Genomic DNA, 26,560 nt, shown 5'->3' on the forward strand with positions numbered 1-26,560 from the left:
CCTGACAGGTGTTACATGCGGTAATTGACCGACAGCATCGCGGTACGGCCCAAGCCTGGCACCGAACGTCCGCCATCGGACGGGATCAGCGCATCGTAATACATCTTGTTGCCCAGGTTGAACAGGTTCAGGCGGATGTCGTAGTCCTTTTGCTGGTAGGCCACGGTGGCATCCCAGCGGGTATAGCCGCCGACCTGCACGGTGTTGGTCGCGTTGGAGAACCGCTCCGACATGTAGGTCGCGCCGCCGCCGACCTGCCAGTGCGGGGCGACGTCATAGGTGGTCCAAGTGGTCAGCGTGTGCTTGGGGGTGTTGATGGGGACCTTGCCCACCGAGGTGTCGCCGGCGGCGCCTTCGGTCACCTTGGCGCCCAGGTAGGTGTAGTTGGTCGCCACCTGCCAGTCGCGGGTGATGCGACCGGTGGCGCCGGCGCGGGCGCCATTGACGCGGACCGTCCCCTGCAGCTCATAGACGCCGGTGGTGACCAGGCTGCGGGCGTTCTGCTTGGTGATCTGGAAGGCCGCCGCGTTCAGCGCCAGGCCTTGCGCCACATCCCATTTGCCGCCGACTTCATACGAGCGGTTCTTTTCCGGATCGAGGTTCTGCTGGCCGTTGGTGCCGGTCAGTTGCTCCAGCGACGGATTGAACGAGGTGCCGTAGGACAGGTAATACGACTGCGTTTCGCTGGGCTGCCAGATGGCGCCGGCGCGCACGCTCAGGAAATTGACGGTCTGGTTGGCCGCGGCAGGCGTGGTGCCGCTGGAAATCGAGTTGGTGATGCTTGCGACGTAACGATCAAAGCGCAGGCCGCCGACCAGTTTGAATTGCTTGGCCAGTTCCAGGGTGTCGTTGGCATAGACCGCCATGGTGTTGGCCGAGCCGCCGGCATGGTTGCCGGTGCTGCTGGCGGTACCGGCGGCGGCGCTGCTGTAGCCGGGATTGACCAGCGGTATGCAGGATATATAACCCGTAGTGGTGTTGGCAGCCTGCAGGGCGGCGCCGTTGCAGCTGCCGTTGCGGTAATAGTTCTGGTTGTCGTAGCCGTCATGGCCTAGTTCCAGCCCCAGCAACAGGTCGTGCTTGATGCTGCCGGTAGTGGCTTTGGCGCTCAGTTCGGTCTGGTTGAAGATAGAGTAGTCCTGGATATCCCGGTCATGGCTTTGGGCGCGGACATACAGGCTGGACAAGGGCAATGAACTGGCAGCGCCGGTCAGTGGCGTAAAGCCTGTGCCGGATACGGTACCGATGGTATTGGGCGCGGTTTCCACGGCGCTGGTGCGCACCCAGTTGAACTGGGTCTGGTTGCGCAGCGTGACATCGGGCGCGATCTTGTGCTTGATGCCGGCCGACAGCGCCACGACGTCCTGGTCGGTATGGTCCGACAACAGGCCGTAGGCGGTATTGCGGTCGACGTTGACCGGATGGCCGTTGAGGGGCGGCAGGCCATAGTCGGGCATGTCGTGGTTGTGCTGGACCAGCGCCGACAGCGTGATCTCGGTCGAGGTGCCGATGCCGTTGACGTAGGAGCCGGCCACGCCGAAGTCCTGCACGTTGGTCTGGTTGCGGGTGCTGGCCGCGCCGTTCTGCGCCATCGCTTCGATGCGCATGGCCGAGGTGTCCGACAGCGGATGGTTATAGTCGACGGTGGAGCGCACCAGGCCATTGGTGGTGGCCGATGCCGACACTTCGGTGGACTGTTTGAGATTGGCCTTCTTGGAGACCTGGTTGATCACGCCACCGGTCGAGCCGCGGCCGAACAGCATGGAAGAGGGGCCCATCAGGACTTCGATCTGGTCCACGGCGAAGGTGTCGCGGTAGTACTGGCCCCGGTCGCGGAAGCCGTCGAGGTAGATGTCGGTGCGGGCCGAGAAGCCGTTGAGGTTGATGTTGTTGCCGATCTGGCTGCCTTCCGCGGCGCCCAGCGTGATGCCGGAAACGTTGCGCAGCGCATCTGCCAGCGAAGTCGCTCCCTGCGATTGCATCTGCGCCTTGTTGACCACGGTGACCGACTGCGGCACGTCATGCAGATCGGCGGGCAGCTTCGACAGCCCGATCGAGCCGGTCGCGAAGTCGTCGCGCTTGCCTTCGACCGTGACCGGGGCGAGTTGGCCGGCATTGGCGGGAGCGGCCTGCTGTGCGTATAGTGGTACAGGCGCGGCGAACACTGCGACCAGCGCAGCGGCAATGGGGGAAAGACGGTTCATGTTGTGGTGGATGATGGGTTGGCGCGAAAGGGATGTCCGGCGGAGCTGGAAATTCCACTAGCTGGCTAATCCGACCATGCATGACCGTTTGGCTGGCTGAAACTTTATTTTGTGAATGAGGTGGATTCTCATTCATATATTGGTGAGCTAGGTTAAAGCCGGTTCCTGACTAAATGCTGTCGAATTGCTGACAAGGTGCTGAATGTGACGAAAATGAAACAAAATGCAAGGAGCGCGGCGAGTGCTTTGCCATCGCCCGTTTGCAGCATTCGCGGGGCTGCAATACGATGCTTCGGTTCGCAGAATTTTTGCGCCGTTTTCCTTCTCCCGAAGTCCTTATGAACGTTTTGCTGGTCGAAGACGACCCGGTGCTCACCGACGGCCTGTCGCGTGTGCTCAATTCCCATGGATTCACCGTCCATACCGTCAACAACGGCACCGATGCGCTGTCGCAGCGGTTCAACGCGGCGGTGCTGGTGCTCGACATCGGCCTGCCGGGCATCGATGGCTTCGAAGTGCTGCGGCGCATGCGCAGTACCGGCAACAATACCCCGGTGCTGCTCCTGACCGCGCGCGACACCATTCCCGACCGCGTGCACGGGCTGGAGCTGGGCGCCGACGATTACCTCGTCAAGCCGTTCGCCACGCCCGAGCTGGTGGCCCGGATCAAGGCGCTGATCCGCCGCAGCGCGCCGCAGCCGGCGCAATTGTCGGTGGGCGGCCTGTCGCTGGACAACGCCACCAAGCGCGCCGACATCGACGGCCGCAAGATCGAATTGTCGCTGCGCGAATGGACCGTGCTGGAGTATTTGATGCAGCACGCTTCGCGCGTGGTCTCCAAGCAGCAGATCATCGACGCCGTGCTGCCGTGGGGCGAAGACTTCACTATCAACGCGGTGGAGGTCTATGTCTCGCGCATCCGCCTCAAGATCGCCGATTCCGGCGTGGTCATCCGCACCATCCGCGGTTTCGGCTACATGCTCGAAAAAAGCGAAGGCTGATTTTCCCTCCGGCTTCGACGTATGCCCGCCCTGCACCCAAGTATCCGGCGCAACCTGCTGAAGTGGCTGATTGCGCCGTTGCTGCTCATCAACCTGGTTGGCGGGGGGATCACCTATTGGCTGGCGTGGCTGCCGGCCCAGCATGCCTTCGACCAGAACCTGATGGATTCGACCTGGGGCCTGTACGCACAGGTACGGCACCGCAAGGAAAAGACCTCCGCCGAACTTACCCAGCAGGCCGAACAGATCCTGCGCAGCAACCATTCCGACACCACCTTTTTCGCGGTGCGCAATGTCAAGGGCGAGATCATCCTGGGCGACAAGGGCTTCCCGCCGCTGCCGGACAGCGACGTTTTCGAGCGGCCCATCAATTTCGACGCCGAGATGCGCGGCGAGCCGGTCCGCATTTCCGCGCTGCAGGTGCGTGTGAAGAATGGCGTGATCTCGGTGGCGGTGGCGGAGACGGTGCGCAAGCGCAACCGCGCCCACTACACTATCTTGCTGTCTTTCCTGGTGCTGGATGGGGTACTCACCTTCATCTCGCTGGCCACCGTGCTGGTGGCGGTGCGGCGCGGGCTCGAGCCGTTGCAGGCGTTGGAGGGCAACCTGGAGCAGCGCGGCCACGGCAAGCTGGATGCGATCGACGGCGCCGGCGCTCCGGTAGAGCTGCTGCCGCTGATCGGCGCCATGAACCAGTTGATGGAACGCATCAGCAAGGGCGAGCAGGCGCAGCAGAATTTCCTGGCCGACGTCGCCCACCAGTTGCGCACGCCGTTGACCGGCCTCAAGCTGCAGCTGGAACTGCTGCATGCCAAGCATAGCGGGGAGCCCGATACCGCGCGCTCGCTGGCGATGATGAATTCCTCGGTCGAGCGCATGATCCGCCAAAGCCGCCAGTTGCTGGCGCTGGCCCGCTCCGAGCATGGCCAGTTCGAACAGCGCAATCTGGAGAGCCTGTCGCTGGACAAGCTGGTGGAAGAGTCCATCCAGCATTTCATCGAAGAGGCCGACAAGAAACAGATCGACCTCGGTTTCGACCTGCAGCCCGGCCGCATGCGCGGCGACCGCTTCCTGCTGTCGGACCTGATCGACAACCTGATCGACAACGCGGTGCGCTATTCGCCGCCGCACAGCAGCGTCACCGTGCGCTGCCATGAGCAGGACGGGGCGACCCTGCTGACGGTGGAGGACTCCGGCCCCGGCATCGCCCCCGAACACCGGGAGCTGATCTTCGACCGCTTTTACCGCGCCAACGACAAGGTGGCCGGCAGCGGCCTGGGCCTGGCGATTGTGCGCGAGATCGCCCGCGACCACGGCGCCGTGATCACGCTCAATTGCGGTGGCGCAAGGCCGGGCACGGTATTTACTGTGCGCTTCCCGCTGGCGGCATAGTCTTTCCCTCCTTGCAATGGATGAGCCCGGCGGCAAGATTGCCGGGAGGTAATTCCAGAACCTCGTGCAAGTGCTCAGGGTCTAACGGCCTCCAATCAGACCGAGACTGGAGGCGGCATGACGGACAAGGTGTTACGCAACGGCGCCCGCATCGCGCGCTACGATGCGGTTGAAATGCCCGATCACGCTTATGAGGCGCAAGTCTTCGTGCGGCTCACGCGCGAGCCCGAGATCGCCGAAACCTATATACCGGCCGGCATCTATCCCACCGAACAGGAGGCCCTGGCCGGCGCCCGCGAACGCGCCAGGCGGGCATTGATCGAGGGGGAGTTCTGAGAAAACAGCCAAGATAATGAGGCGCGCCAGGCGCAAGGCCGCGCCTGCGCTTGGGCGTGGAAGAGAATGGTTGAAGCATGCTATGGTTCAGCCATTCTTTTTTCCATGGCCGGAACCTGCGCACGCGCAGGCTCCGGCCCGTCGATCCCATGTCCATTGCCCGCTATATCGTCCAGCTTCATCCACGTTTGCTGATCGCCGTCCTGATCGGCGTGGTGTGCGGTTTGCTCATTCCCGCCGGTTCTCCGGTCACGCATTGCCTGATCGGCTGGAACGCCGGCGTCTGGGCTTATCTCCTGATGATCTGGCTGATGATGTACCGTGCCGATGCCCAGGCTGCCAAACGCCTGGCCGAAACCGAAGACGAAAGCGCGCAACTGGTGCTGTGCATGGTCAGCATCGCCGCCATCGCCAGCCTGGCGGCGATCCTGCTGGAACTGGCCGGCGGCAACCACGGCCAGGAAGGGCGCATGCTGCGCTATGCATTCACCGGATCCACCGTGTTCGGCTCCTGGTTCCTGATCGGCACCATCTTTACGCTGCATTACGCGCGCCTGTTCTACGCCGGGGATGACGATCCGCAGGCCTTGCCGCTGCGTTTCGTCGAGGGCAAGACCACGCCCGATTACTGGGACTTCCTGTATTTTTCCTTCACCATCAACGTGGCGGTCCAGACCTCGGATGTCGGCGTGGCCACGCGTTCCATGCGGCAGTCGGTGCTGGCGCATTCGCTGATCTGCTTCGTCTTCAACGCCGCCATCATCGGCTTGTGCATCAATATCGCCGCAGGACTGGCCGGCAACTGAAACGCATCGATCCGCCGGCCAAAGAAAAAAGGGTTGCCTTCTCAGGCAACCCTTTTTCATGTCAGCGAACCGGACGGATCGGCTTACTGCCAGCCGTAGCGCTTGGCATACCAGTTCTTCATCAACTGGATCAGCGCCGCATAGGCCAGCAGGATCGCCAGCAGCCACGGGAAGTAGGACAGCGGCAGCGCTTCCAGCTTGAAGTAATGCGCCAGCGGCGACATCGGGATGAAGATGCCGATGGCCATGATGATCAGCGTCATGCCCAGCAGCGGCCACGATGCGCGGCTCTGGAAGAACGGGATGCGCTTGGTGCGGATCATGTGCACGATCAGCGTTTGCGACAGCAGGCCTTCGATGAACCAGCCGGACTGGAACAGCGTCTGGTGTTCCGGCGAGTTGGCGCCGAAGACGTACCACATCAGCGCGAAGGTGGTGACGTCGAAGATCGAGCTGATCGGGCCGAAGAACACCATGAAGCGGCCGATGTCGGCCGGGTTCCAGCGCTGCGGCTTTTCCTGGAATTCGCGGTCGACGTTGTCGAACGGGATGGAAATCTGCGACACGTCGTACAGCAGGTTCTGCACCAGCAGGTGCAGCGGCAGCATCGGCAGGAAGGGCAGGAAGGCGCTGGCGATCAGCACCGAGAACACGTTGCCGAAGTTGGAGCTGGCCGTCATCTTGATGTACTTGAGCATGTTGGCGAAGGTCTTGCGGCCTTCCAGCACGCCTTCTTCCAGCACCATCAGGCTCTTTTCCAGCAGGATCAGGTCGGCCGCTTCCTTGGCGATGTCCACCGCGGTATCGACCGAGATGCCGATGTCGGCCGCGCGCAGGGCCGGGGCGTCGTTGATGCCGTCGCCCATGAAGCCGACCACGTGGCCCTTGTCGTGCAGCACGCGCACGATGCGCTCCTTGTGCGCCGGGGAGAGCTTGGCGAACACGGTCACTTTCTCGGCGGCGACGGCGAGTTGCTCGTCGCTCATCTTTTCCACCGCCGAACCGAGCAGCATGCCGTCCACTTCCAGGCCGACTTCACGGCAGATCTTGGCGGTCACCAGCTCGTTGTCGCCGGTCAGGATCTTGACCGCGACGCCATGCTCGCGCAGCGCGGCCAGGGCCGGTTCGGTCGACTCCTTCGGCGGGTCGAGGAAGGCGATGTAGCCGATCAGCACCAGGTCCGATTCGTCGGCCAGGCTGTAGGTTTCCTTGGTCGGAGGCAGGTCCTTGGCGGCCACGCCCACCACGCGCAGGCCTTCGGCGTTGAGGCTGCCGGTGGTTTCGCGGATTTCCGCCAGCAGTTCGGGCGTGAGCGGCACGACCTTGCCATCCAGGCGCGCATGGGTACAGACAGAGACGATCTCTTCCACCGCGCCCTTGCAGATCAGCTCGTGGTGGTCTTCGCGCTCGGACACCACCACCGACATGCGGCGGCGCTGGAAGTCGAACGGGATCTCGTCGACCTTGCGGTAGGCCGAGGCGATCGACATTTCGCGTTGCAGTTCGGCGTGCTCCAGCACGGCCACGTCGAGCAGGTTCTTCAGGCCGGTCTGGTAGTAGCTGTTCAGGTAGGCGTACTGCAGCACTTCATCGTCGAGCTCGCCGCGGATGTCGGTGTGGCGTTCCAGGAAGATCTTGTCCTGGGTCAGGGTGCCGGTCTTGTCGGTGCACAGCACGTCCATCGCGCCGAAGTTCTGGATCGCGTCCAGCCGCTTGACGATCACCTTCTTGCGCGACAGGGCGACGGCGCCCTTGGCCAGCGTCGAGGTGACGATCATCGGCAGCATTTCAGGCGTCAGGCCGACCGCCACCGACAGGCCGAACAGGAAGGCCTCGACCCAGTCGCCCTTGGTGAAGCCGTTGAGGAAGAACACCACCGGCGTCATCACCAGCATGAAGCGGATCAGGAGCCAGCTCACCTTGTTGACGCCGGCCTGGAAGGCGGTGGGCGAACGGTCGGTGGCGGTCACGCGTTCGGCCAAGGCGCCGAAATAGGTGCGCTTGCCGGTGGTCAGCACGACCGCGGTGGCCGAGCCGCTGACCACGTTGGTGCCCATGAAGCACAGGTTGTCCAGTTCCAGCGGGCTGCTGGCATCGGTCTGGGTCGGCGTGACGAACTTTTCCACCGGCAGCGATTCGCCGGTCATCGCGGCCTGGCTGACGAACAGGTCCTTGGCCGACAGCAGGCGCAGGTCGGCCGGGATCATGTCGCCGGCCGAGAGCATGACGATGTCGCCCGGCACCAGGTTCTTGATCGGCACCTCGACGCGCTTGGCGCCCTTGGGGTGCAGGGTGATGTCGAAGTAGCGCTGCGCCTCGGCGGCGATTTCCTCGACCATGTCGTGGCGCATCACAGTGGCGGTGTTGCTGACCATGGCCTTCAACTTGTCGGCGGCGGTGTTGGAGCGCGCTTCCTGCACGAAGCGCAGCAGCGTCGATACCACCACCATGGTGCCGATCACGATGGCGGCCTTCATGTCTTCGGTGTAGAACGACACGGCGGCCAGCAGTGTGAGCAGCAGGTTGAACGGGTTCTTGTAGCAGTGCCACAGGTGCACCGGCCAGGTCAGCGGCTTTTCATGCTCGACCTCGTTGGGGCCGACTTCGGCGCGGATGGCGTCGGACTCGGCTTCGGTCAGGCCGTCCATGCGCGACTTCAGGCGCTGCAGCAGTTCGGCGGTGTCGCTGCGCGAGGCTTCGGTGAGTTGCTGGGCCAGCGATTGCGAGACTTCCTTGGTGACCGGCGCGCTGCGGAACATGTCCATGCCGAGGCGGCGGAAGTGGCGGTCCATTCCGCGGGCGCGGATGAAGCTGGCGAAGGTTTCTTTCAGCAGGTTCAGGTTCATGGGTGTACTTCTTTTCATATTGTTTTCGCCGCCGGGAGGGATGGGGCGAAGGGGCTTGCGATCCGGTATGCGGGGCTGGCGGGCAGGCCGGACAGCATGCGCATTCGGGTGGCGTCAAAATGGTGCAAGGCAGTGCGAGTCAGGACTCTAACGGGCTTGTTTGACGGATCGATGACAAACATCGGGTCTTCATGTTGTTTTCTGGCGCATGGCAGCCTCCGCTTGGTTGGCGGAACCCCTGTCATCGGCACCTGGCGGCGCGCAGGCTGGCCGGCATGGCGCGCGGCCATGCTTGTCAGCAAATCGTCAGCTTGCGACGGCGCAAGATGCATCGCTCTCAGGCGCCGGGCGCGAGAGAGCAAGCGAAGAACTGAGCCGTGCGCCGGGACGATGGTGTCTGCGGCGGTCGATCGTCGATCTGTCGTTGTGAGGGAATATCGATGCCTGGGGAGGCGGCGCGCTGCTGCGCCGCAAGGCATTGAGATGCCGTCATCTGCCTGGTGCAAGATGACGGCAGGAGAGCGTCCTGCTGAAATCCTTGCCTAGGCTTATCCGGTGATTAACCGGCAACAACTGTCACCCGAACAAGTGCCCATGAGAGGGACTCCAAAAAATAAGAACGGGCGAATTCTACGCTCGCGCTTAAACGAGGGTCAAGGCAAATCCGGCCGCCTGCTGAAAATTTGTGCGTTCGCAACAATGCCATCGGGGCCGGCTGTCGCTGCTGTGCAGCAACGAATTCTCGGCGGCACCGCTTGTTTTATATGGCGCGCGGCCTATACTCAAATCACAAAGCCGCGCCTGGCAAGGCTCGCAGCCAGGCAAGAACAATCCGAAAGCGGATTTGCATGTGAAGGCTGAATGAGGAGACGCATCATGCCGAACATCATCATGGACAACTTGGTGTTTTTCATCCCGATGACGTTGGCCGGGCTGTTGTTATGCGGCGAGGTGCCGGTCGCCTCCAAGGCGGTCCGGACCGGTTGCCGTGCAATCGGCGCGGTGTTTGGCGCGTTGCTTGCGCTTTTAGTGCTGGAGGCTCTGCCAGTGCTAATTTAGTGGGCATTGAGCCCGCTTTGCCGCTCGTAGCGGCAGTGGCAGGGGCATCGGCGGAGACCACTTTTTTTGGAGAGTTCAGGTCTTTCACTGTACGCCGATTGCTCCTCCCTTGATTTCCCTAGGTCGATGTTTTCACAGTGGTCTCGTGGCGGCCCCGAAGACATCGGCCTTTTTTGCGTCCGTGCGTTTCATGTATTGCGCATGGCGTGGCGCGTAAATCCCTTACGGCGTTTTTCAGGCGGCCTGCGTAGCGGCCTGGATCTTGCCGTGCGTGCGGTGCAGCCCGGCATCCCAGACCACCAGGCAATCCCGCCCCTTTTCCTTGGCGCAATACATGGCATGGTCGGCGCGCTGCAGCCAGACGTAATGCGCCTCCATGTCGGACGTGAAGGGCACCAGGCCGGCGCTGACCGTGCAGCCGCGCAGGGGGCTGCCGCCGACGTGCTTGTCGCGGGCCGCCTCGATCAGGCGCTGCGACAGCAGCAGGGCGTCGGCGGCTGAAATATTGCGCAGGATAGCCACGAATTCCTCACCTCCATAGCGGCCGATCAAATCGTCCTCGCGCAGGTTGGCGCGCAGCAGTTGCGAGAAATTGCGCAGGACTTCGTCGCCGACCAGGTGGCCGTGGGTATCGTTGATGTTCTTGAAATGGTCGAGGTCGAGCAGCAGCAGGCAGGTGCCGTGATCGTGGCCGCTGCCGCCGGCGTCGCGGCGGCAGCGCTCGAATTCCTCGATGAGCAGGGTTTCCCAGTAGCGGCGGTTGAACAGGCGGGTCAGGCCGTCCGTCTGGCTGACGATCTCGAATTCGCGGGAGCGTTCGGCCAGTTTCTTGGACATGTCGTAGGTCGATTTGCCCAGCACCAGCGGATAGAGGGCCAGCATCGGCAGGCAGGCCACGATGGTGGCGATGTCGGACTGCGGCATGAAGCGGTAGTCGAGCAGCAGCCAGCCCAGCAGGAATCCGGCCGCGCTGGCGTAGGCGCCGCGCATGAACAGGCGCACGCCGCCGGCGGCGATGTTGTCCATCGACAGCATCGAGAGGATGACCGCGCTGGGCACCAGGTTGCCGTTCATGGCGGCGATCCACAGGCCGCCGAAGCCGGCATCCAGCACCAGGTTGCGGCGTTCGGCCCGGTAGGGGATCTTGCTGCGCAGCGCCCAGTGGCGCGCCGCGTGCGGCCAGATGAAACCGTGGAACACCAGCAGCGCCCACAGCGGCCAGTCCACAGGATGCTGCACGAAGCCGGCCGCGACGCAGAAAAAGCCCACGCCCAGGCCGATCATGCGCAGGATGTAGATGCGGTTGACGAAGCGCACCCCCTTGCCGATCAGGGCTTCCGGCGGCGGATCGTCCAGGCGTTCCGGGCGCTTGCGGTAGAGCGCGACCGGATTGAGCAAAGCCAGCAGCGCGGCCAATCGCCGTTTGCTGCCGCTCCCGGCGCCCCGACTGGTGGTGCTGGATGACATATCGGTATTTTTCTTTCGTCCTGTCCCGTATGGTTGCCGACCGTTCCATATGGACTCCGGCGACGCCACAGCGTACCGGAAAGTAGATCTCTTTGCTTGATTCAGCGCAACCGGCGAGTGTTTGACCATTGCTATGCCATCGCAAAGCCGTTTTTCCTGGAGGCAAAACGGCAGCGGCATGGCTTGCCCCTATAATGCGTGATCTTTATTTTTGCCTGAATCATGCAGCGTTTCCTATCGGGTTTTTCCTTGTATTGCTCCCGCCGGCCATCATTACGGTCGTTGGTCCTCGCGGTTTCCCTGCTGGCCGCCGCCGCGGCCGCACCGGCCCAGAATCTGCCGCCAGCTGTGGTCGGGGCGCTGCGCGTGGCGCAGATCCCGCAACAGAACACCGGCGTGCTGGTGCTGGATGCCGACAGCGGCAAGCGGGTGCTGGTAGCCAACAACCTTGCGCAGCCTTTCAATCCGGCCTCGGTGATGAAACTGGTGACCACAGACGCCGCGCTGGAATTGCTGGGACCTACCTATTCCTGGAAGACCCAGGCCTATGTCGACGGTGCGCTCGACCAGGGCGTGCTGGACGGCGACCTGATCATCAAGGGTGGTGGCGATCCCAAGATGGTGATGGAGAACTTCTGGCTGTTCCTGCGCCAGTTGCGCGCGCGCGGCGTCAAGGATATCCGCGGCAACCTGGTGATCGACCGGAGTTTCTTCGCCGGTGCGCCCTATGACCCGGCGCAGTTCGACGGCGATCCGCAGAAGCCCTATAACGTCGGTCCGGACGCGCTGCTGCTGAACTACAAGACGCTGGCCTTCCGCTTCGAGCCCAATGCCGCCGGCACGGTGGCGGTGACGATGGAGCCGCCCCTGGCCGGCTATGCCATCACGCCGCCGCGCCTGTCGCAGGAACCTTGCGGCGACTGGCAGGGCAAGCTGATGCTGGCCAATGACGCGGCATCGGCGACTTTCTCCGGCACGTATCCTGCCGATTGCGGCTCCAGGGTCTGGTATGTGCATCCGTACCGCATGGGCAGCGTGCAATATGCGGGCGCCATGTTCGCGCAGATGTGGGCAGACCTCGGCGGCGGCTTTTCCGGGCGCGTCGTCAGCGGCGCGGTGACGCCTTCGGCGCGGCTGCTGGCCGAGGCGCAATCTCCCGCGCTGCCGGAGGTGATCCGCGACATCAACAAGTACAGCAACAACGTGATGGCGCGCCAGGTGCTGCTGACGCTGGCCGCCGAGACGAGCGGCCAGCCGGGCGATATGGTCAACGGCGCGCGCGCGGTGCGTTCCTGGCTCAACGACAAGGGGCTCGATACCAGCGGCCTGGCCATCGAGAACGGCGCCGGGCTGTCGCGCGTGGAACGGGTCACGCCGGCCTTGCTGGGCGGCATGCTGGCCCAGGCCTACCGTTCGCCGCTGATGCCGGAATTCGTGTCCTCGCTGCCGCTGGTCGGCTACGACGGCACCATGCGCCGCCGCCTGAAGACGCAAAGCGTGGCCGGGCAGGCGCACATCAAGACCGGTACGCTCAATGACGTGCGCTCCATCGCCGGCTACGTGCAGGCCGCTTCGGGCAAATACTATGTGGTGGTGTTCCTGATCAACCACCCGAACGCGCCGTCCGGGCAGAAGGCGCAGGATGCGCTGTTGCAGTGGGTGTATGAGAATGGCTGAGGTCGCTTGAGCGAGCTTGGGCCACGATGAAAAAACGCCGCTGCGGCCGAATCGCAGCGGCGTTTTTTCATTCGGAAGAGGGGATCAGAGCACCAGCGGCTTGTCGGACAATTCGTTGCCGCCCCGGGCATCGTCCCCCTGGCGCGGCATGGCGGCGGCCAGCAAGTCATGCAGCATGGCCAGCGCCTGCAGGGTGCTGTCGTGGTAGGAGCCGCGCGCGTAGCCGGCGGTCATGACGCGGCATACTTCCTGCCATTGCTGGCGCGTCACCACGCGGCCGGCACCGCGGTCGGCGACGATTTCCACCTTGTGGTCGGCCAGGTTGACGTAGACCAGCACGCCGCAGTTTTCCTCGGTATCCCAGATGCGGTAGCGCGCGAACAGTTCATGCGCCCGCTGGCGCGAACTTTCGCGCCGCCATACCGCGCCCAGCGACAGCGACGCTTCGATGATGACGCGTATCTGGGCGCGATGCCGCTGCTCGCCTTCGCCGATGCTGGCCTGGATGGCCTTGAGCGTGGCGGATGGGAAAGCGCGGCGCGCCGCCGCGTGGGTGCCGGCCAGGTGGCGCAGCATGCGGCCGGCCATGGAAGCCGTTTTTTTCTCTTTGCTCATCTCACCAGTCCCCCGAGGCGCCGCCGCCGTCGAATGTGCCGCCGCCGCCCGAGAACGAACCACCGCCGGAAGAGAATCCGCCCGAGGAGCCTCCCGAAAAACCGCCGGAACGGCCGGAGGCTGCGCTGCGCGCAACCTGGTCCAGGATGCTGCCGATGATCACGCCGGTGCTGGTGCCGCTGCCGTGGCCCCAGTCGTTGCTATTGAGGTTGTTGCGCGCATTGCGGCGCGACCTGAGCAGCATGGTGAAGAAAACGAACAGGAAAAACAGCACCGCCACCAGCGTCACCCAGCCGCCGCCGTCATCGGTTTGCGCCGCTGGGGCATGGCGCTGCGCGGCCGGCAGCTGTTCCTGGTCGAGCAGGCTGGTGATGGCCGATACGCCCGCCGCCAGCCCGCCGTAGAAATCGTTCTGGCGGAAGTGCGGGGCGATCACGTCTTCCAGGATGCGCTTGGACTGCGCATCGGTCAGGCTGCCTTGCACGCCGCGCCCGGCTTCGATGCGCAGGCGGCGCAGCGCCTTGGGATTGTCCTTGGCGACGATCAGGATCACGCCGTCGTCCACGCCCTTGCGGCCCAGTTTCCAGGCTTCGGCGGCGCGGATGCCGAATTGCTCGATGGCTTCCGGCGCGGTGGACGACATCAGCAGCACCGCGACCTGGCTGCCAGTGCGGGTTTCATAGTCGGCCAGCACGCTGTCGAGCGCGGAGCGCTGCTGCGCATCGAGCATGCGGATCTGGTCGACTACATGGCCCGACAGCGGTGGCACCGGGACGAAGTCCTCGGCCGCCGCCATGCCGGCCGGCCCGCACAGCAGGGCCAGCAGCCAGAGTTTCAGGAAGAGGTTACGCATCGCCGATAGTCGCAGCCGCGCTTACTTGCCGAAATCGACGGTGGGCGCGGTCGAGATCGCCTTTTCGTTTTCCACGGTGAAGGACGGCTTGACCTGGTAGCCGAACACCTTGGCGGTAATGTTGCTGGGGAAGCTGCGCGCCAGGATGTTGTATTCCTGGACCGCGGCGATGTAGCGCTGGCGCGCCACGGTGATACGGTTCTCGGTGCCTTCCAGTTGCGACTGCAGGTCGCGGAAGCTGGTGTCGGCCTTCAGTTGCGGATAGTTCTCCGATACCGCCATCAGGCGCGACAGCGCCGACGACAACTGGCCCTGCACCTGCTGGAACTTGGCGAAGGCTTCCGGATTGTTCAGCACCTCCGGCGTGATCTGGAAGCTGGTGGCGGCGGCGCGCGCCTTGGTCACGGCTTCCAGCGTGTCTTTCTCGTGCGCGGCATAGCCCTTGACGGTGTTGACCAGGTTGGGGATCAGGTCGGCGCGGCGCTGGTACTGGTTGACCACTTCGCCCCAGGCGGCCTTGGTGGCTTCGTCCTTGGCCTGGAAGTCGTTATAGCCGCAACCCGACAGGGAAAGGGCCAGGAAGGCGGCGGCCAGCCATGCGAAGCATTTTTTCATGTTGTGTTCCTCGTAAGAAAAATAAACCGTGTGAGACCGGTGCCGCCGGCTTGGAATTCCCTTCTTCGCGCCCGAAAAGCCCGCAAAAGACGGGTAAAAACGGGGGCGGGGCGGCGCCAGCGGTACAATAGCGCATCTTTGCATCTTAAAGCACTATAAGGCACTACCGTGACATTCATCGACAAGTTAAACGGCGCGTGGAAATCGCGTAATTCCCTGCTGTGCGTGGGCCTGGACCCCGACGTCAAGAAGCTCCCCGAAGCGCTGCGCGGCAAGTCCGACGCCATCTACGAATTCTGCCGCGCCATTGTCGACGCCACCGCCGACGCCGCCTGCGCCTTCAAGCCGCAGATCGCCTATTTCGCGGCGCTGGGCGCGGAAGACCAGCTGGAACGAATCTGTTCCTACATCCGCCGCCATTATCCCGACATCCCGCTGGTGCTGGACGCCAAGCGCGGCGACATCGGCGCCACCGCCGAGCAATACGCGCGCGAAGCCTTCGAGCGCTACAACGCCGACGTGGTCACCGTCAGCCCCTACATGGGCTGGGATTCGGTGGCGCCTTACCTGGAGTGGAAGGACCGCGGCGTGATCGTGCTGTGCCGCACGTCCAATGCGGGCGGTTCCGACCTGCAGTTCCTGGAAATCGACGGCAAGCCGCTGTACCAGCACGTGGCCCGCCTGGTGGCCGAGAAGTGGAATACCAACGGCCAGTGCGGCCTGGTGGTGGGCGCGACCTTCCCGCAGGAACTGGCGCAGGTGCGCGCCATCATCGGCGACATGCCGCTGCTGGTGCCGGGCGTGGGCGCCCAGGGCGGAGACGTCGAAGCCACAGTCAAGGCCGGCAGGACGGAGGCCGGCACCGGCATGATGATCAATTCCTCGCGCGCCATCCTGTACGCCAAGCAGGAAGCCGGAGAGGACTTCACCGCGGCGGCGCGCCGCGTGGCGCTGGAGACGCGCGACGCGATCAACAAGTACCGGTAACAACGGGAAGCGACAAGCGAGTCGCAAACAAACAGGCCGCGCTGCGAATGCAAGCGCGGCCTGTTTGTTTTGGAAGAAGCGGTTCAGTCGGCCAGCAGCTTGAGCAAGCCCTTGAGCGAATGGATGACGGTCTGTTCGCGCACCGCCTGGCGGTCGCCCTGGAACACCAGTCGTTCGGTATAGGTCTTGTCGCCCACGCGCCAGCCGAAGCAGACGGTGCCGACCGGCTTGCCGGGCACCGCGCCGCCGGGGCCGGCGATGCCGGTGGTGGAGACGGCCACGTCGGAGCTGCTGTTGGCGACCGCGCTTTCGGCCATGGCGCCGGCGATCTCTTCGCTGACCGCGCCGTGCAGCGCGATCATGGCTTCGGGAATGTCCAGCAGCTCATTCTTGGAAGCGTTGGAATAGGTCACGAAACCGCAGTCGAACCATTCGGAAGAGCCGGCGATTTCCGTGATGGCGTGCGCGACGCCGCCTCCCGTACACGATTCGGCAGTGGCTAACAGCAGGCCCTTGGCCTTCAGGGCCTGGCCTACGCGTGCGGCTAAGTCAATCGTGGTGTCCATGAGTGTCATCCTCGGCAATGCCGCAGCATCCTGGAAGCTGCTCAGTGAAAGCGGCTCGGGCTGCGGCCGGTTGATCGTGTGCGTGCAGGGACAGCATACTCCGTCTTCGGGAGTCTTGAACAGTCAAGCGTAAGTGCGCCAGAGCGCGAACGCCAGCAGCGTATAGAAGGCCGCCACGATGTCGTCCCACATCACGCCGAAGCCACCCTTGAAGCGGCGGTCGAACCAGGCGATCGGCGGCGGCTTGACCATGTCGAAGAAGCGGAACACGACGAACGCGGCCAGCTGGACCTTGAAGCTGGCCGGCGTGACCAGCACCAGCACCAGCCAGAAGGCGATGATCTCGTCCCACACCATGCTGCCGTCGTCGGGCGAATTGAGCGCACGCCCGGTACGGTGGCAGGCCCAGATGCCGATGACGAAACCGGCCACGATGATGGCCAGCCAGTTGGGGGCGGTAAACACATGCGGCCAGCGCGCGCTCAGCACGGCATAGGAGAGCCAGGCGAACAGCGTGCCGGCGGTGCCCGGCATGATGGGCGAGAGGCCGCTGCCGAAACCCTGCGCGATCCAGTGCGCCGGATGGGCCAGCATGAACTGGGCGTTGGCGCGGGGCTTCTTCGGTACAGGCGTCGCCGCGGGAGCGGCTGCGGATGAGGAGGGAAGGTCTTGGTTCATGAACGGAAATGGTCGAAGGAGTCCAGCGCCAACTGCAGCGGTTCGCCGCCGGCATCGACGATGCGCAGGCCGGGGGCATGCTCCATCGTGCCGATGCGGGCGACTTCGACGCCGGCCGCATGCGCCGCCTTCAGCACGGCATCGCGCAGGCGCACCGGCGCGGTGAAGCAGAGCTCGTAGTCGTCGCCGCCGCACAGCGTGAAGCGGCGTCGTAATTCGAGGTCTCGGTGTTGCAGCGCGTTGCCCGGCGGCAGGGCGTCGGCGTCGAGCGTGGCGCCGAGCCTGGAGCGTTGCAGGATGTGGCCGAGATCGCCGGCCAGGCCGTCGGAAATGTCGATGGCGGCGTGGGCGATGCCGCGCAGCGCGATGCCCAGTTCCACGCGCGGGGTGGGTTCGTGCATGCGCGGCGCCGCCAGCAGCAGCTCCTGTCCGGACAGCGCAATCTCGTTGCGGTAGCCGGCCAGCGCCAGGCGCGCATCGCCCAGCGAGCCGGATACCCAGATGTCGTCGCCGGCGCGCGCCGCATCGCGCCGCAGTGCCTGCTGCGCCGGCACTTCGCCGAACACGGTGATGCTGACGGTCAGCGGCCCCTTGGTGGTGTCGCCGCCGATCAGTTCGCAGCCGTGCAGGTCGGCCAGCGCCAGCATGCCGTCGGCGAACGGCGCCAGCCATTCGGGATCGGTCGCGGGCAGGGCCAGCGCCAGGGTGAAGGCGATCGGCTTGGCGCCCATCGCCGCCAGGTCGGACAGGTTGACCGCCAGGCACTTATGGCCCAGCGCCAGCGGATCGGCATCGGGAAAGAAGTGACGGCCGGACACCAGCATGTCGCTGGAGATGGCCAGTTGCATGCCCGGGGCCGGCATCATCAGCGCGCAATCGTCGCCGACACCGAGCGCCGTGCGGCTGTCGGGGGCAAGCGGGCGGCTGAAGTAGCGCGCGATCAGTTCGAATTCGGAGAGCATGGAGCGATTGTAACTAATCTGTCATCGCTTCTGGAGGACAATATCCGCGGTTACTGTTGCCGCGCCGTTACGTGCAATAAATGCAAGGGCGGGATGCTGCATTGCAGCGAATGCGCGGAAAGCGCAGGTTGTCCGTTTTCGGGGAAGTTTCGCCGCAGCGGCGACAAACGATGGCAAACGGCGGCACAACGAGTAAGGCGGCAAGCGCACCCGCATGCAGCCTGCAGCGGGCGCAAGGGCCTGGCCGCCGATGCCGCCGGCTTGCCCGGAGGCGTGCGCCGGCGCCGTTTCCGGCCCGTGCTGGCGAGCAAGGATTCGCCATTGGATGCTGTGCGCAACATGTGCCGATCACACCGCTAACAGTCGTCAATTGCACCGTGAAAGGGGATGTTCGCGGACATCAAGCGCCATTGGCGAAACGCCGCAAAGCCTGTTCCGGACTGGCTTTGCGCGGGGCAGCATAAAATCGGCGGCCTATGATTAGGGGCCGACCTCTGCTAGAATCGACGGTCTTCGCAAGTCAACATAGAGAATACAGAGTTATGGATTCGATGATCAGTAAGAAAGAAGAAGTGCGTCAGCAACTTCGTCAGGCAGCGCTGGATTACCACGAGTTTCCCACCCCGGGCAAGATCAGCGTCACTCCCACCAAGCTGCTGACCAACCAGCGTGATCTCTCCCTGGCGTATTCTCCCGGCGTGGCCGCGGCTTGCGAAGAAATCGTTTCCGATCCGCTCAACGCATTCAAGTACACCGCCCGCGGCAACCTGGTGGCCGTGATCACCAACGGCACCGCCGTGCTGGGCCTGGGCAATATCGGCGCGCTGGCTTCCAAGCCCGTGATGGAAGGCAAGGGCGTGCTGTTCAAGAAGTTCGCCGGCATCGACGTGTTCGACATCGAAATCAACGAAACCGACCCGGACAAGCTGATCGACGTCATCGCGGCGCTGGAGCCGACCTTCGGCGGCATCAACCTGGAAGACATCAAGGCGCCCGAGTGCTTCTACATCGAGCGCAAGCTGCGCGAGAAGATGAAGATCCCGGTCTTCCACGATGACCAGCACGGCACCGCCATCATCGTCGGCGCGGCGATCCTGAACGGCCTGAAGGTGGTCGGCAAGGACATCAAGGAAGTCAAGCTGGTGGTCTCCGGCGCCGGCGCGGCCGCGCTGGCCTGCCTGGACCTGATCGTCGACCTCGGCTTCCCGATCGAAAACATCTACGTCACCGACCTGGCCGGCGTGGTCTACAAGGGCCGCACCGAACTAATGGATCCGGACAAGGAGCGTTTCGCCCGCGAAACCGATGCCCGTACCCTGGCCGAAGTGATCCCCAATGCCGACATTTTCCTGGGCCTGTCCGCCGCCGGCGTGCTCAAGCAGGAGATGGTCAAGCAGATGGCGCCGCGCCCGCTGGTGCTGGCGCTGGCCAACCCGACCCCGGAAATCCTGCCGGAAGACGTCAAGGCCGTGCGCGACGATGCCATCATCGCCACCGGCCGTTCGGACTATCCGAACCAGGTCAACAACGTGCTGTGCTTCCCGTACATCTTCCGCGGCGCGCTGGATTCGGGCGCGACCACCATTACCCGCGAGATGGAAATCGCCACCGTGCACGCCATCGCCGAACTGGCGCAGGCCGAGCAGTCCGACATCGTGGCCGCCACCTACGGCGTGGCCAACCTGTCGTTCGGCCCGGAATACATCATTCCCAAGCCGTTCGACCCGCGCCTGATGATCAAGATCGCGCCGGCCGTCGCGCGCGCCGCCGAAACCTCCGGCGTGGCCGCCCGTCCGATCAAGGACATGGCCGCCTACGCCGAGAAGCTGGAGCAGTTCGTCTACCACAGCGGCACCTTCATGCGCCCGATCTTCCAGGTCGCCAAGAAGGCCGCCGAAGCCAAGAAGCGCATCGTCTACGCCGAGGGCGAAGAAGAGCGCGTGCTGCGCGCGGTGCAGGTGGTGGTCGATGAAAACCTGGCCAAGCCGATCCTGGTGGGCCGTCCGGAAGTGCTGGAACAGCGCATCCAGAAATTCGGGCTGCGCCTGCGTCCGGGCGTCGACTTCGAAGTCATCAATCCGAACTTCGACAACCGCTACCGCGACTACTGGCAGACCTTCCTGGAGATGTCGCGCCGCAAGGGCGTCACCGAGCAGTACGCCAAGCTGGAAATGCGCCGCCGCCACACCCTGATCGGCTCCATGGCGATCCACAAGGGCGACGCCGACGGCATGATCTGTGGCACCTACGGCACCACCCAGCTGCACCTGCACTATGTCGACCAGGTGCTGGGCAAGCGCCCGGGCGTGAACGTCTATGCGGCCATGAACGCGGTGATCCTGCCGAACCGCCAGCTGGTGCTGGTCGACACGCACGTCAACGAGAACCCGAATGCGCAGGAACTGGCCGAGATCACCATCCTGGCCGCCGAGGAAATGCGCCGTTTCGGCCTGCATCCGCGCGCCGCGTTGCTGTCGCATTCGAACTTCGGTTCCAGCAACAGCGAATCGGCCCGCAAGATGCGCGAAGCGCTGGCCATCATCCGCGAAGTGGCGCCGGACCTGGAAGTGGACGGCGAAATGCACGGCGACACCGCGCTCGACAGCAAGCTGTTGAACGCCGTGATCCCGGACTCGCCGCTCAAGGGCGACGCCAACCTGCTGGTCATGCCCAACATCGACGCGGCCAACATCGCCTACAACCTGCTCAAAACCGCATCGGGCAACGGCGTGGCGATCGGCCCAATCCTGCTGGGTTGCGCCAAGCCGGTCCATATCCTGACGCCGTCGGCGACGGTGCGCCGCATCATCAACATGACGGCGCTGTGCGTGATGGACGCGTTGTCGGAGCGTTGATCGGGCTGCCGTAAAGGCAGACGCAGCAGTATCGGAAAGCGGCGCATATCGGAAGATATGCGCCGCTTTTCTTTTTTTCCTGATTTTCCCTGGTTCTCTTCCACCGGTGTCTTCACAATATGTCTGGATGGAATCCCGCAAAAGCCGCATTGCGGCTTTCCGGACATCCGCATGATTGCTGTGCTGCACAAGAAACCCGGTTGAGAAAAAACATTTAAAAACAGTGGCTTAGAAATTTATTCAAATCGCCACTCCATCTGGCACGAAGCCTGCAATGATTGCCGCATCGACAAAGCAGGCGGAGACAGGCTGGATGCGGCTACATGCACCGGCGTCGCGTCTTCTCCTATTTCACCGCCCCCGGCATGCACGTGGGCAAAACACAAGCCGCCGGACCGGACAGGAACGGGGCGGCGACAACAGGAGATCTCCATGAGCGGCAACCATCAATTGAGCCCGGCGGAATACCGCAAGCGCATCTTCGCCATCCTCGGCGCTTCGTCCGGCAATCTGGTCGAGTGGTTCGACTTCTACGTCTATTCCTTCTGTGCGATCTATTTCGCGCCGGCCTTCTTCCCCAAGGGCGACCCGACCACCCAGCTCCTGAACACCGCCGGCGTATTCGCCGCCGGCTTCCTGATGCGCCCGATCGGCGGCTGGCTGTTCGGCCGCATCGCCGACAAGCACGGCCGCAAGACCTCGATGCTGATTTCCGTGCTGATGATGTGCGGCGGCTCGCTGGCCGTGGCGCTGATGCCGACCTATGCCGCCATCGGCGCCTGGGCGCCGGCGCTGCTGCTGGTGGCGCGCCTGTTCCAGGGCCTGTCGGTGGGCGGCGAGTATGGCACCTCGGCTACCTACATGAGCGAAGTGGCGCCCAACGGCCGCCGCGGCTTCCTGGCGTCCTTCCAGTATGTGACGCTGATCGGCGGCCAGTTGCTGGCGGTGCTAGTGCTGTTCGGCATGCAATTGTGGCTGACCAAGCAGGAACTGATGGACTGGGGCTGGCGCGTGCCGTTCGTGCTGGGCGCCCTGGGTGCGCTGGTGGCGATGTACCTGCGCAGTTCGCTGGCCGAGACCGCTTCCTCGGACGTGCGCAAGAAGAAGGATGCCGGCACCCTCAAGGGCCTGCTGCAGCACAAGCGCGCCTTCCTCAACGTGGTCGGCTTCACTGCCGGCGGCTCGCTGATGTTCTATACCTTCACCACCTACATGCAGAAGTACCTGGTCAACACGGCCGGCATGGATCCCAAGCTGGCCAACGGCGTGATGACCGGCGCGTTGTTCGTCTACATGATCCTGCAGCCGCTCTTCGGCGCCATCTCCGACAAGATCGGCCGCCGCAATTCGATGCTGTGCTTCTCCATCCTCGGCATGCTGTGCACCTTCCCCATCCTGCACCTGCTCAAGGATGTCAGCAGCCCCTATGTCGCTTTCGTCCTGGCCATCCTGGCGCTGACCATCGTCAGCTTCTACACCTCCATCAGCGGCCTGATCAAGGCCGAGATGTTCCCGGCCGAAGTGCGCGCGCTGGGCGTGGGCCTGTCGTACGCGGTGGGCAACGCCATCTTCGGCGGTTCGGCTGAATTCGTCGCGCTGTCGCTGAAGTCGGCCGGCATGGAATCGGCCTTCTACTGGTATGTGAGCGCGCTGTGCCTGGTGGCGCTGATCGTGACGCTGCGCATGCCCGACCCGCAGCGCGACGGCCACCTGCATGACGACGTCCTGGTAGGCGGCGAAGCGGGTGCCGAAGCGGACGCTGGCGGGGGACGCAAGCCGGCCTGACCCGATGCGCCGGCGGATCGGGCCGGCTTCATCCGCGTTATCATTACGGCTGGTCATGGCCGGACACGGCGCCTGCAAGGGCGCCGTGTCGCATCTGGCGCCCGCGCAGCGCGGGCATTTAATTTATCCATCCCTTTCACTATCGGCCTGCGCACATGAGAGCCAGAAGAAACCTGCTGCTGTTCCTGGCCTTCATGGCGGCGACGATGGCGGTGTGCGGCGCCACCTACCAGCTCAGCCTGCGCAAGGCCGGCGCCGACCAGAAAAGCCTGGGCTCGGCGCAACTGCAGATCGTGGCGATGGACCTGGAGTCCATCCTGCAGAAGTTCGAGGCATTGCCGTTCGCGCTCGGCTTCCAGGCCGATGTGCGCCAGGTGTTGCAGCATCCCGGGGATGCCGCCGCGGTCGACCGGCTCAACCGCGCCTTCAAGATCATCCAGCGCCAGTCGCGCGCCGTGCATATCTTCATGCTCAATGCGGCAGGCATGACGCTGGCTTCCAGCAACTGGGACGAGGAATTCAGCTTCGTCGGTCGCGACTTCGGCTTCCGCCCGTATTTCCGCGAGGCGGTGCAGGGCCGGGCGGGGCGCTTCTACGGCATCGGCAACATCTCCAGCGAACCGGGCTATTTCATCGCCCAGCCGATCTACCGCAGCCAGGAGCCGGCCGCCGGCGAGCAGCCCATCGGCGTGATGGTGGTCAAGGTCGACCTGGCCGAATTCGAACATACCTGGAGCAGCAGCGACGACCCGATCGCCCTGACCGACGCCAGCGGCGTGGTGTTCCTCAGCAACCGACCGGAATGGAAGTACCACAGCCTGAAACCGCTGAGCGCGCCGATGCAGCGCGAACTGGAAGGCACGCACCAGTACGCCGACCTGCCCATCGCGCCGGTGACCGCCTTGCCCAAGGCCTTGCAGCGCGGTTTCGGCGAGCATGTGTCGCGGCCCGTCTCCAAGCTGGGCTGGGAGCTGATGCTGTACCCGTCGCGGGCGCGCATGGTGCGTTCGGCCACGCTGTCGACATTGGCCGCCGCCTTGTTCATGGTGGCGCTGGCGATCTCGCTGTTGGCCTGGTACCAGCACCGGCGCCGCGTGCAGGAGCGACTGGAGTCGCGCGACGCCCTGCGCCGCGCGGCCGAGGAGCTGGATGCGCGCATCGCCCAGCGCACCCGAGAGCTGACCGCGGCCAACCAGGCCATCGAAGCCAAGTACGAGAAGCTGCAGCAGACCGAAACGCTGTTGCGCACCACCCAGAATGAGCTGGTGCAGGCTGGTAAGCTGGCCATGCTGGGGCAGATGGCGGCCGGCGTGACGCACGAGCTGAACCAGCCGCTGGCGGCCATCCGCGCCTTCGCCGACAACTCGGTGAAGTTCCTGGCGCGCGGCCAGACCGCGCAGGCGACGGAGAACCTGGAGCACATCAGCAGCGCCAGCGCCAACATGGGCAAGATCATCGCCCAGTTGAAAGGCTTCGCCCGCAAGAGCGGCGAGCTGGTGGCGACGGTCGATTTGCGCCAGGCGATCGAGGCGGCGGTGCTGCTCCTGGGCAGCGAATTCCAGAACCACGGCGTGGGCATCGCCATCGATATCCGCCACCCGGCCAGCATCACCGGCGACGCGGTGCGCACCGAGCAGGTGCTGGTCAACTTGTTGCGCAATGCGCTGGATGCGGTTGAGGACGCGCCCAGCAAGCAGGTCTGTGTGAGCCTGGAAACCGAAGGCGGGCAGGCCGTGGTGCGTATCCGCGACTCGGGCGCCGGCATTCCCGATGAAGTGGCGCCGCACCTGTTCGAACCTTTCTTCACCACCAAGTCGTCCAGCAAGGGGCTGGGCCTGGGGCTGGCGATCTCCTCTTCCATCGTGCAGGCGATGAACGGCCAGCTCACCGCGCATAACCATGCGCAGGGGGGCGCCGAATTCATCGTGCGCCTGCCGCTGCAACAGAACGGCTGACACCATGAACGCAACTACCGAAGACAGCAACAGCGCCGCCGCCATCCTGGTCGAGGACGAACAGGCGGTGCGCCGAGCCACCGCGCAGACGCTGGAGCTGGGCAGCTTTGCCGTGAGCGCCTGCGCCAGCGCGGAGGATGCCTTGCCGCTGCTCACGCGCGACTTTGCCGGCATCCTGGTGACCGACGTGCGCCTGCCGGGCATGTCCGGGCTGGAGCTGCTGGAGCATGCGGTGGCGGTCGACGCCGACATCCCGGTGATCGTGGTCACCGGCCATGGCGATGTCGGCATGGCGGTCGAGGCGATGCGCGCCGGCGCCTACGACTTCATCGAAAAGCCCTTCGCCTCCGACCGCCTGCTGGAAGTGGCGGCGCGCGCGCAGGAGAAGCGCCGCCTGGTGCTGGAAAACCGCAAGCTGCGCGACGCCTGGGCTAGCCACCCGGAACTGCCGCCGCTGGTGGGGCAGTCGCCGGCCATCGAGCGCGTGCGCACGCTGATCCGCAGCCTGGGGCCGGCCGATGTCGACGTGCTGATCAACGGCCAGACCGGCACCGGCAAAGAGGTGGTGGCGCGCCAGCTGCATGCCGCCAGCGGCCGCAAGGGCGCCTTCGTCGCGCTCAATTGCGGCGCTTTGCCGGAAACGGTCTTCGAGAGCGAAATCTTCGGGCATGAGGCCGGCGCCTTTACCGGCGCGCAGAAACGCCGCATCGGCAAGCTGGAATACGCCGACGGCGGCACCCTGTTCCTGGACGAGATCGAAAGCATGCCGCTGGCCATGCAGGTCAAGCTGCTGCGCGTGCTGCAGGAGCGCCGGCTGGAACGGCTGGGCGGCAACGAATCGATCGCCATCGACTGCCGCGTGGTGGCGGCCAGCAAGGCCGACCTGCTGCAGATGAGCGGGCGCGGCGAATTCCGCGAGGATCTGTACTACCGCATCGGCGTGGTGGCGATCGACTTGCCGACGCTGAACCAGCGCAGCAGCGATATCCCGTTGCTGCTGGCGCATTTCTGCCAGGCCGCGGCGGTGCGCTACCGGCGCGACGTGCCGCCCTGGAGCGCGGCCCAGATGCAGCAATGGCAGCAGCGCGAGTGGCCGGGCAATGTGCGCGAACTGCGCAATTTCGCCGACCGCTGGGTGCTGGGCGTGAGTGAGGCGGGGCCGGTGCGGGAAGTGGCATCGGAAGGCATTTCGCTGCCGCAGCAGGTCGAGAATTTCGAGGCGGGGATGATCGCCTTCGCGCTCAGGGAGACTGGCGGCAGCGTGGCGCTGGCGGCGCAGCACCTGGGCATCCCCAAGAAGACGCTTTACGACAAGATCAAGAAATACAACTTGGCGGAAGGGTGAGCCGACCTCATCACCCCGGCAGTCGTCGTCTGACGGGTTGCGATTTGATGATAGCCGTGCTGGTTTCGGCCTTGTCCACGATGCGCTCCAGGATGAAATCCAGGTGCTCGATCGAACGCAGGTGCAGGCGGGCGATGAAGCAGTCATCCCCTGTCACCTTGTCGCACTCCGATATCTCGGGAATCGCTTCGAGCAACTTCTGAACGGCATGCAGCTTTCCCGGCAAGGGTTTGATGCGGACGATCGCTTGCAAGGAGTAGCCCAGGGCGCGCGGATCGACATCGATAGTAAATGCGCGGATCACGCCCCGTTCTTCCAGCCGCCGCAGCCGTTCGGCGGCGCCGGGCGCGGAAAGGCCGATATGCTCCGCCAGGGCTTTGGTGGACATCCGCGCATCGGCTTGCAGCAAATTGATGATCTTGCGATCGATATCATCCATCGTCATAAAGTATTTCTCCTTTTTTCCTTAATGAAAGAAGGAATTCCCGGAACTCTGCTTGGTTTTTCGTATGTGGGTAATGCATACGGCGGATTAAAGTATAGCCTTGCTTAACTA

Annotated in this window: 21 protein-coding genes; 11 read left to right on the top strand and 10 right to left on the bottom strand. The window is 64.2% G+C overall.

From position 1 onward, the window contains the following. Positions 1–11: 11 nt before the first annotated feature. On the bottom strand, positions 12–2,204 hold the full coding sequence (locus tag J7548_RS16135) for a TonB-dependent siderophore receptor (RefSeq protein WP_290976244.1): 2,193 nt from the start codon (positions 2,202–2,204) through the stop codon (positions 12–14). A 338-nt stretch (positions 2,205–2,542) separates the two neighbouring features. On the opposite strand from J7548_RS16135, the gene J7548_RS16140 reads away from it, so the two are divergent. The 4 genes from J7548_RS16140 (at position 2,543) to J7548_RS16155 (ending at position 5,739) form a co-directional block, all read left to right on the top strand. Continuing rightward, positions 2,543–3,205 (top strand): response regulator transcription factor, encoded by a 663-nt coding sequence (locus J7548_RS16140; RefSeq protein ID WP_290976246.1) that lies wholly within the window; start codon positions 2,543–2,545, stop codon positions 3,203–3,205. Positions 3,206–3,226: 21 nt separating this feature from the next. After that, positions 3,227–4,597 (top strand): sensor histidine kinase, encoded by a 1,371-nt coding sequence (locus J7548_RS16145; RefSeq protein ID WP_290976249.1) that lies wholly within the window; start codon positions 3,227–3,229, stop codon positions 4,595–4,597. A 117-nt stretch (positions 4,598–4,714) separates the two neighbouring features. After that, on the top strand, positions 4,715–4,933 hold the full coding sequence (locus J7548_RS16150; RefSeq protein WP_290976252.1) for a hypothetical protein: 219 nt from the start codon (positions 4,715–4,717) through the stop codon (positions 4,931–4,933). 149 nt (positions 4,934–5,082) lie between these two features. After that, on the top strand, positions 5,083–5,739 hold the full coding sequence (locus J7548_RS16155) for a DUF1345 domain-containing protein (protein ID WP_290976255.1): 657 nt from the start codon (positions 5,083–5,085) through the stop codon (positions 5,737–5,739). 83 nt (positions 5,740–5,822) lie between these two features. On the opposite strand, the gene mgtA is transcribed toward J7548_RS16155, so the two are convergent. After that, positions 5,823–8,585, bottom strand: a complete 2,763-nt coding sequence (mgtA, locus tag J7548_RS16160) for a magnesium-translocating P-type ATPase (RefSeq protein WP_290976258.1) — start codon at positions 8,583–8,585, stop codon at positions 5,823–5,825. Positions 8,586–9,461: 876 nt separating this feature from the next. Between mgtA and J7548_RS16165 the strand changes: the two genes are divergently transcribed. Next, positions 9,462–9,644: a hypothetical protein gene (locus J7548_RS16165; protein ID WP_290976261.1), complete on the top strand. Its 183-nt coding sequence runs from the start codon at positions 9,462–9,464 to the stop codon at positions 9,642–9,644. A gap of 234 nt (positions 9,645–9,878) precedes the next feature. Here J7548_RS16165 and J7548_RS16170 read toward each other — a convergent pair whose 3' ends face one another. Further along, positions 9,879–11,111, bottom strand: a complete 1,233-nt coding sequence (locus J7548_RS16170) for a diguanylate cyclase (protein ID WP_290976264.1) — start codon at positions 11,109–11,111, stop codon at positions 9,879–9,881. 222 nt (positions 11,112–11,333) lie between these two features. Between J7548_RS16170 and dacB the strand changes: the two genes are divergently transcribed. Continuing rightward, on the top strand, positions 11,334–12,788 hold the full coding sequence (dacB, locus tag J7548_RS16175) for a D-alanyl-D-alanine carboxypeptidase/D-alanyl-D-alanine-endopeptidase (RefSeq protein ID WP_290976266.1): 1,455 nt from the start codon (positions 11,334–11,336) through the stop codon (positions 12,786–12,788). 84 nt (positions 12,789–12,872) lie between these two features. On the opposite strand, the gene J7548_RS16180 is transcribed toward dacB, so the two are convergent. Genes J7548_RS16180 through J7548_RS16190 form a run of 3 tightly spaced genes read right to left on the bottom strand, consistent with a single transcriptional unit; the run spans position 12,873 to position 14,871 of the window. After that, positions 12,873–13,403, bottom strand: coding sequence for a TPM domain-containing protein (locus J7548_RS16180; RefSeq protein WP_290976269.1), 531 nt, complete (start codon positions 13,401–13,403; stop codon positions 12,873–12,875). Between the two features lies 1 nt (position 13,404). Beyond that, positions 13,405–14,256, bottom strand: coding sequence for a TPM domain-containing protein (locus J7548_RS16185; RefSeq protein WP_290976271.1), 852 nt, complete (start codon positions 14,254–14,256; stop codon positions 13,405–13,407). 21 nt (positions 14,257–14,277) lie between these two features. Then, positions 14,278–14,871 carry a LemA family protein gene (locus tag J7548_RS16190; RefSeq protein ID WP_290976274.1) on the bottom strand — a complete coding sequence of 198 codons (594 nt, stop codon included), beginning with the start codon at positions 14,869–14,871 and terminating at the stop codon, positions 14,278–14,280. Between the two features lie 168 nt (positions 14,872–15,039). Between J7548_RS16190 and pyrF the strand changes: the two genes are divergently transcribed. Continuing rightward, the gene (gene pyrF, locus J7548_RS16195; RefSeq protein ID WP_290976276.1) at positions 15,040–15,858 is read left to right on the top strand and encodes an orotidine-5'-phosphate decarboxylase; all 819 of its coding nucleotides are present in this window, start codon (positions 15,040–15,042) and stop codon (positions 15,856–15,858) included. 83 nt (positions 15,859–15,941) lie between these two features. On the opposite strand, the gene J7548_RS16200 is transcribed toward pyrF, so the two are convergent. From J7548_RS16200 to thiL, 3 genes are all read right to left on the bottom strand, one after another. Then, a complete protein-coding gene (locus J7548_RS16200) occupies positions 15,942–16,424 on the bottom strand; it encodes a CinA family protein (RefSeq protein ID WP_290976279.1) in 483 nt (160 codons plus the stop codon). Positions 16,425–16,547: 123 nt separating this feature from the next. After that, positions 16,548–17,018, bottom strand: a complete 471-nt coding sequence (locus J7548_RS16205) for a phosphatidylglycerophosphatase A (RefSeq protein ID WP_366005671.1) — start codon at positions 17,016–17,018, stop codon at positions 16,548–16,550. Positions 17,019–17,098: 80 nt separating this feature from the next. Next, positions 17,099–18,064, bottom strand: coding sequence for a thiamine-phosphate kinase (gene thiL, locus J7548_RS16210; RefSeq protein ID WP_290976284.1), 966 nt, complete (start codon positions 18,062–18,064; stop codon positions 17,099–17,101). Between the two features lie 542 nt (positions 18,065–18,606). Here thiL and J7548_RS16215 point away from each other — a divergent pair. The 4 genes from J7548_RS16215 (at position 18,607) to J7548_RS16230 (ending at position 26,004) form a co-directional block, all read left to right on the top strand. Further along, a complete protein-coding gene (locus tag J7548_RS16215; RefSeq protein ID WP_290976288.1) occupies positions 18,607–20,919 on the top strand; it encodes an NADP-dependent malic enzyme in 2,313 nt (770 codons plus the stop codon). A 432-nt stretch (positions 20,920–21,351) separates the two neighbouring features. Next, a complete protein-coding gene (locus J7548_RS16220; RefSeq protein ID WP_290976291.1) occupies positions 21,352–22,704 on the top strand; it encodes an MFS family transporter in 1,353 nt (450 codons plus the stop codon). 155 nt (positions 22,705–22,859) lie between these two features. Then, positions 22,860–24,659 carry an ATP-binding protein gene (locus J7548_RS16225; protein WP_290976294.1) on the top strand — a complete coding sequence of 600 codons (1,800 nt, stop codon included), beginning with the start codon at positions 22,860–22,862 and terminating at the stop codon, positions 24,657–24,659. A gap of 4 nt (positions 24,660–24,663) precedes the next feature. After that, positions 24,664–26,004, top strand: coding sequence for a sigma-54 dependent transcriptional regulator (locus J7548_RS16230; RefSeq protein WP_290976296.1), 1,341 nt, complete (start codon positions 24,664–24,666; stop codon positions 26,002–26,004). Positions 26,005–26,014: 10 nt separating this feature from the next. Here the strand turns inward: J7548_RS16230 and J7548_RS16235 are convergent, their stop codons facing one another. Continuing rightward, positions 26,015–26,449, bottom strand: coding sequence for an Lrp/AsnC family transcriptional regulator (locus tag J7548_RS16235; protein ID WP_290976299.1), 435 nt, complete (start codon positions 26,447–26,449; stop codon positions 26,015–26,017). Positions 26,450–26,560: the final 111 nt, after the last annotated feature.

The sequence above is a fragment of the Herbaspirillum sp. genome (assembly GCF_017744395.1).
Lineage (GTDB): Bacteria > Pseudomonadota > Gammaproteobacteria > Burkholderiales > Burkholderiaceae_D > Herbaspirillum.

Coding starts and splice junctions, on each gene's coding strand:
- J7548_RS16170 (WP_290976264.1), bottom strand. CDS start 11,111: ATGTCATCCAGCACCACCAGTCGGGGCGCCGGGAGCGGCAGCAAACGG.
- J7548_RS16140 (WP_290976246.1), top strand. CDS start 2,543: ATGAACGTTTTGCTGGTCGAAGACGACCCGGTGCTCACCGACGGCCTG.
- J7548_RS16200 (WP_290976279.1), bottom strand. CDS start 16,424: ATGGACACCACGATTGACTTAGCCGCACGCGTAGGCCAGGCCCTGAAG.
- J7548_RS16205 (WP_366005671.1), bottom strand. CDS start 17,018: ATGCTGGCCCATCCGGCGCACTGGATCGCGCAGGGTTTCGGCAGCGGC.
- J7548_RS16230 (WP_290976296.1), top strand. CDS start 24,664: ATGAACGCAACTACCGAAGACAGCAACAGCGCCGCCGCCATCCTGGTC.
- J7548_RS16150 (WP_290976252.1), top strand. CDS start 4,715: ATGACGGACAAGGTGTTACGCAACGGCGCCCGCATCGCGCGCTACGAT.
- dacB (WP_290976266.1), top strand. CDS start 11,334: ATGCAGCGTTTCCTATCGGGTTTTTCCTTGTATTGCTCCCGCCGGCCA.
- thiL (WP_290976284.1), bottom strand. CDS start 18,064: ATGCTCTCCGAATTCGAACTGATCGCGCGCTACTTCAGCCGCCCGCTT.
- J7548_RS16225 (WP_290976294.1), top strand. CDS start 22,860: ATGAGAGCCAGAAGAAACCTGCTGCTGTTCCTGGCCTTCATGGCGGCG.
- J7548_RS16180 (WP_290976269.1), bottom strand. CDS start 13,403: ATGAGCAAAGAGAAAAAAACGGCTTCCATGGCCGGCCGCATGCTGCGC.
- J7548_RS16135 (WP_290976244.1), bottom strand. CDS start 2,204: ATGAACCGTCTTTCCCCCATTGCCGCTGCGCTGGTCGCAGTGTTCGCC.
- J7548_RS16220 (WP_290976291.1), top strand. CDS start 21,352: ATGAGCGGCAACCATCAATTGAGCCCGGCGGAATACCGCAAGCGCATC.
- J7548_RS16155 (WP_290976255.1), top strand. CDS start 5,083: ATGTCCATTGCCCGCTATATCGTCCAGCTTCATCCACGTTTGCTGATC.
- J7548_RS16145 (WP_290976249.1), top strand. CDS start 3,227: ATGCCCGCCCTGCACCCAAGTATCCGGCGCAACCTGCTGAAGTGGCTG.
- J7548_RS16165 (WP_290976261.1), top strand. CDS start 9,462: ATGCCGAACATCATCATGGACAACTTGGTGTTTTTCATCCCGATGACG.
- mgtA (WP_290976258.1), bottom strand. CDS start 8,585: ATGAACCTGAACCTGCTGAAAGAAACCTTCGCCAGCTTCATCCGCGCC.
- J7548_RS16235 (WP_290976299.1), bottom strand. CDS start 26,449: ATGACGATGGATGATATCGATCGCAAGATCATCAATTTGCTGCAAGCC.
- J7548_RS16185 (WP_290976271.1), bottom strand. CDS start 14,256: ATGCGTAACCTCTTCCTGAAACTCTGGCTGCTGGCCCTGCTGTGCGGG.
- J7548_RS16215 (WP_290976288.1), top strand. CDS start 18,607: ATGGATTCGATGATCAGTAAGAAAGAAGAAGTGCGTCAGCAACTTCGT.
- J7548_RS16190 (WP_290976274.1), bottom strand. CDS start 14,871: ATGAAAAAATGCTTCGCATGGCTGGCCGCCGCCTTCCTGGCCCTTTCC.